The organism is Leucobacter chromiireducens subsp. solipictus (assembly GCF_016758195.1).
Classification (GTDB): Bacteria; Actinomycetota; Actinomycetes; order Actinomycetales; family Microbacteriaceae; genus Leucobacter; species Leucobacter solipictus.
In genome coordinates, this window is record NZ_QYAC01000010.1 from 1 (window position 1) to 5539 (window position 5539).

At 53.8% G+C, this 5539-nt stretch carries 3 rRNA genes; all 3 read right to left on the minus strand.

Annotated elements, in window-relative coordinates:
- Positions 1–8: 8 nt before the first annotated feature.
- Positions 9–125: ribosomal RNA gene (rrf, locus tag D3230_RS15720) — 5S ribosomal RNA — on the minus strand.
- Positions 126–254: 129 nt separating this feature from the next.
- Positions 255–3356: ribosomal RNA gene (locus D3230_RS15725) — 23S ribosomal RNA — on the minus strand.
- A 446-nt stretch (positions 3357–3802) separates the two neighbouring features.
- A 16S ribosomal RNA gene (locus tag D3230_RS15730) occupies positions 3803–5325 on the minus strand.
- Together the 16S, 23S and 5S rRNA genes form the textbook arrangement of a ribosomal RNA operon.
- Positions 5326–5539 lie beyond the last annotated feature (214 nt).

Genomic DNA, 5539 nt, shown 5'->3' on the forward strand with positions numbered 1-5539 from the left:
TAAAAGGTGTCCGGCGGTGTCCTACTCTCCCACACCCTCCCGAGTGCAGTACCATCGGCGCAGTCAGTCTTAGCTTCCGGGTTCGGAATGTGACCGGGCGTTTCCCTGACGCTATAACCGCCGTAACTCTATCAACTTATGACCACAACACACCCACAAAGGGGCGTGGTGTGTGGCCGCCCGTTGGGAACCACAAAGTGGACGCGAAACAATCGTTACTGAAGACATTATGCCCACACACAAAGGGTGTGGAAAAAATCAAGTTATCGGCTTATTAGTACCAGTCAGCTCCACACGTTACCGCGCTTCCACATCTGGCCTATCAACCCAGTCATCTACTGGGAGCCTCACAGGGGTAAACCCCCACGGAGATCTCATCTTGAGGCCGGCTTCCCGCTTAGATGCTTTCAGCGGTTATCCATCCCGAACGTAGCCAACCAGCCATGCCCTTGGCAGAACAACTGGCACACCAGAGGTTCGTCCAACCCGGTCCTCTCGTACTAGGGTCAGATCCTCTCAAATCTCCAACGCGCGCAGAGGATAGGGACCGAACTGTCTCACGACGTTCTAAACCCAGCTCGCGTACCGCTTTAATGGGCGAACAGCCCAACCCTTGGGACCAACTCCAGCCCCAGGATGCGACGAGCCGACATCGAGGTGCCAAACCATGCCGTCGATATGGACTCTTGGGCAAGATCAGCCTGTTATCCCCGAGGTACCTTTTATCCGTTGAGCGACAGCGCTTCCACAAGCCACTGCCGGATCACTAGTCCCGACTTTCGTCCCTGCTCGACCTGTCAGTCTCACAGTCAAGCTCCCTTGTGCACTTACACTCGCCACCTGATTGCCAACCAGGTTGAGGGAACCTTTGGGCGCCTCCGTTACTCTTTAGGAGGCAACCGCCCCAGTTAAACTACCCACCAGGCACTGTCCTAAAACCCGATCAGGGTTCGTAGTTAGATATCCAATATGACCAGAGTGGTATTTCAACAACGACTCCACGAACACTAGCGTGCCCGCTTCACAGTCTCCCACCTATCCTACACAAGCCACACCGAACACCAATACCAAGCTGTAGTAAAGGTCACGGGGTCTTTCCGTCCTTCTGCGCGTAACGAGCATCTTTACTCGTACTGCAATTTCGCCGAGTTCACGGTGGAGACAGCTGGGAAGTCGTTACGCCATTCGTGCAGGTCGGAACTTACCCGACAAGGAATTTCGCTACCTTAGGATGGTTATAGTTACCACCGCCGTTTACTGGGGCTTAAATTCAAAGCTTCGACCAAGGTCTAACCTCTCCTCTTAACCTTCCAGCACCGGGCAGGCGTCAGTCCGTATACATCCACTTGCGTGTTAGCACGGACCTGTGTTTTTAGTAAACAGTCGCTTCCCACTGGTCTCTGCGGCCACCACACCCTTTCCGGAGTAAATCCGTATAAGTGGATGGCCCCCCTTCTCCCGAAGTTACGGGGGCATTTTGCCGAGTTCCTTCACCATGATTATCTCGATCTCCTGAGTATTCTCTACCTGACCACCTGAGTCGGTTTGGGGTACGGGCAACAGCAAACCTCACGTCGATGCTTTTCTTGGCAGCATAGGATCACCTGCTTCCCCAAACGGGTCCGCATCGTATCTCACCCAAAGCCGAAAACTGTTCATAATCGACGGGCTACATACTTACACCGGGACAACCATCGCCCGGCACAGGCTACCTTCCTGCGTCACACCTCACGCTCACCACCCCAGTCCGGGTTCGCAGCCGCCACCAAACATCACCCGAAGGATCCATTCAGCTTTGGATTGCTTAGCACTACTGGTTAGGTCTTTGACGGTTTACCGCCGGTACGGGAATATCAACCCGTTGTCCATCGACTACGCCTGTCGGCCTCGCCTTAGGTCCCGACTTACCCAGGGAAGATTAGCTTGACCCTGGAACCCTTGGTCTTCCGGAGGACGGGTTTCTCACCCGTCTTTCGCTACTCATGCCTGCATTCTCACTCGTGTAGCATCCACGACTGGTTCACACCGCCGCTTCACTCGCCACACGACGCTCTCCTACCCATCCATACGGCTGGACCACGAAGGCCTACCTGATATATGAATGCCACAACTTCGGTGGCGTGCTTGAGCCCCGTTACATTGTCGGCGCGGAATCACTTGACCAGTGAGCTATTACGCACTCTTTGAAGGGTGGCTGCTTCTAAGCCAACCTCCTGGTTGTCACAGCAACTCCACATCCTTTTCCACTTAGCACGCGCTTTGGGACCTTAGATGGTGATCTGGGTTGTTTCCCTCTCGACTATGAAGCTTATCCCCCACAGTCTCACTGCTGCGCTCTCACTTACCGGCATTCGGAGTTTAGCTGACGTCAGTAACCTTGTAGGGCCCATCGGCCATCCAGTAGCTCTACCTCCGGCAAGAAACACGCAACGCTGCACCTAAATGCATTTCGGAGAGAACCAGCTATCACGAAGTTTGATTGGCCTTTCACCCCTATCCACAGCTCATCCCCTCAGTTTTCAACCTAAGTGGGTTCGGTCCTCCACGCGCTCTTACACGCGCTTCAACCTGGCCATGGATAGATCACTTCGCTTCGGGTCTAGGACATGCGACTAAATCGCCCTATTCAGACTCGCTTTCGCTACGGCTACCCCACACGGGTTAACCTCGCCACATATCGCTAACTCGCAGGCTCATTCTTCAAAAGGCACGCCGTCACACCAACAAGGGTGCTCCGACGGATTGTAAGCAAACGGTTTCAGGTACTATTTCACTCCCCTCCCGGGGTACTTTTCACCTTTCCCTCACGGTACTAGTCCGCTATCGGTCATCTGGGAGTATTTAGGCTTATCAGGTGGTCCTGACAGATTCACACGGGATTTCTCGGGCCCCGTGCTACTTGGGATACACACCACGCGGTAAAACCATTTCGGATACGGGACTCTCACCCACTACGGTCCGCCGTTCCAAGCGGTTCTCCTATAGCTTCACTCTCACGCTCAAGGCTCAGCAGCGCCTCACGGTATGTCCCACAACCCCGACTATGCAACCCCTGCCAGGTATCACACATAACCGGTTTAGCCTCTTCCGGGTTCGCTCGCCACTACTACCGGAATCACTATTGTTTTCTCTTCCTGTGGGTACTGAGATGTTTCACTTCCCCACGTTCCCTCTACCCGCCCTATATATTCAGGCGGGAGTCACCAGGTCAGCAAGCCGCCTGGCGGGGTTTCCCCATTCGGAAATCCTCGAATCACAGCCCGTTTATCGGCTCCCCGAGGCTTATCGCAGATTACTACGTCCTTCTTCGGCTCCAGATGCCAAGGCATTCACCGTTTGCTCTTAGAAACTTGAAATCACATAAGTATTCAGAAACACACACCACCACAACAACCCCCAAAGGGAACCATCATGATCATGTGTGACCAATGAAATTATTAGTATCAGCAACACCCACACCCCAAAGGATGTGACTATTGCAAGATGCTCGCGTCCACTGTGTAGTTCTCAACGTACGGTCGATCCCCCCACCATGAGCAACACGTCCCACGGCAAAGAGTCAGAAGGCAGTCAACCAAACCCCAAAAAGGCTCAGCCGGCTGGTCCTTCAGGACCCAATAGTATGCACAATAAAAGACACTCACCCCACACACCCACGCTTTCCAACCGTCACCGGCGTACTCACACAACTGCGCAAAACAAGCACCCCGTTGTCAAATGTTCCACCCATGAGCACCCAGCACCACACATTCGGTGATGATCTGGGCAATCTGCAACAACCAAGTTGTTGAGTGCTCCTTAGAAAGGAGGTGATCCAGCCGCACCTTCCGGTACGGCTACCTTGTTACGACTTAGTCCTAATCACCAGTCCCACCTTCGACGGCTCCCTCCACAAGGGTTAGGCCACCGGCTTCGGGTGTTACCGACTTTCATGACTTGACGGGCGGTGTGTACAAGGCCCGGGAACGTATTCACCGCAGCGTTGCTGATCTGCGATTACTAGCGACTCCGACTTCATGGGGTCGAGTTGCAGACCCCAATCCGAACTGAGACCGACTTTTTGGGATTCGCTCCACCTCGCGGTATCGCAGCCCATTGTATCGGCCATTGTAGCATGCGTGAAGCCCAAGACATAAGGGGCATGATGATTTGACGTCATCCCCACCTTCCTCCGTGTTGACCACGGCAGTATCCCATGAGTTCCCACCATAACGTGCTGGCAACATAGGACGAGGGTTGCGCTCGTTGCCGGACTTAACCGAACATCTCACGACACGAGCTGACGACAACCATGCACCACCTGTATAGAAGTGTCCAAAGAGTTCTGTATCTCTACAGCGTTCTTCTATATGTCAAGCCTTGGTAAGGTTCTTCGCGTTGCATCGAATTAATCCGCATGCTCCGCCGCTTGTGCGGGCCCCCGTCAATTCCTTTGAGTTTTAGCCTTGCGGCCGTACTCCCCAGGCGGGGAACTTAATGCGTTAGCTACGACACAGAACCCGTGGAACAGGCCCTACATCTAGTTCCCAACGTTTACGGCATGGACTACCAGGGTATCTAATCCTGTTCGCTCCCCATGCTTTCGCTCCTCAGCGTCAGTTACGGCCCAGAGATCTGCCTTCGCCATCGGTGTTCCTCCTGATATCTGCGCATTCCACCGCTACACCAGGAATTCCAATCTCCCCTACCGCACTCTAGCCTGCCCGTACCCACTGCAGGCCCGAGGTTGAGCCTCGGGTTTTCACAGCAGACGCGACAAGCCGCCTACGAGCTCTTTACGCCCAATAATTCCGGACAACGCTTGCACCCTACGTATTACCGCGGCTGCTGGCACGTAGTTAGCCGGTGCTTTTTCTGCAGGTACCGTCACTTTCGCTTCTTCCCTACTAAAAGAGGTTTACAACCCGAAGGCCGTCATCCCTCACGCGGCGTTGCTGCATCAGGCTTTCGCCCATTGTGCAATATTCCCCACTGCTGCCTCCCGTAGGAGTCTGGGCCGTGTCTCAGTCCCAGTGTGGCCGGTCACCCTCTCAGGCCGGCTACCCGTCGTCGCCTTGGTGAGCCACTACCTCACCAACAAGCTGATAGGCCGCGAGCCCATCCTCCACCGATAAATCTTTCCCACAACAGACCATGCGATCATTGTGCATATCCAGTATTAGACACCGTTTCCAGTGCTTATCCCAGAGTGAAGGGCAGGTTGCTCACGTGTTACTCACCCGTTCGCCACTCTTCCACCTAGCAAGCTAGGCTTCATCGTTCGACTTGCATGTGTTAAGCACGCCGCCAGCGTTCGTCCTGAGCCAGGATCAAACTCTCCGTAAAAAATTACATGCACACCAGACAGCGGAATAAGCCATCCAGCATGCGAGTTCAACCTGACAACAGAAACTCATCAATACTGACGAAATTTCTTAGTTATCCAAAAGGAATCGCCATCAACCAGAACCACAAAGGATTCCGGCGACGGGATTAAATAATTGGCATTTGACAATTAAAGTGCACACTATTGAGTTCTCAAAGACCAGACACCACCCGT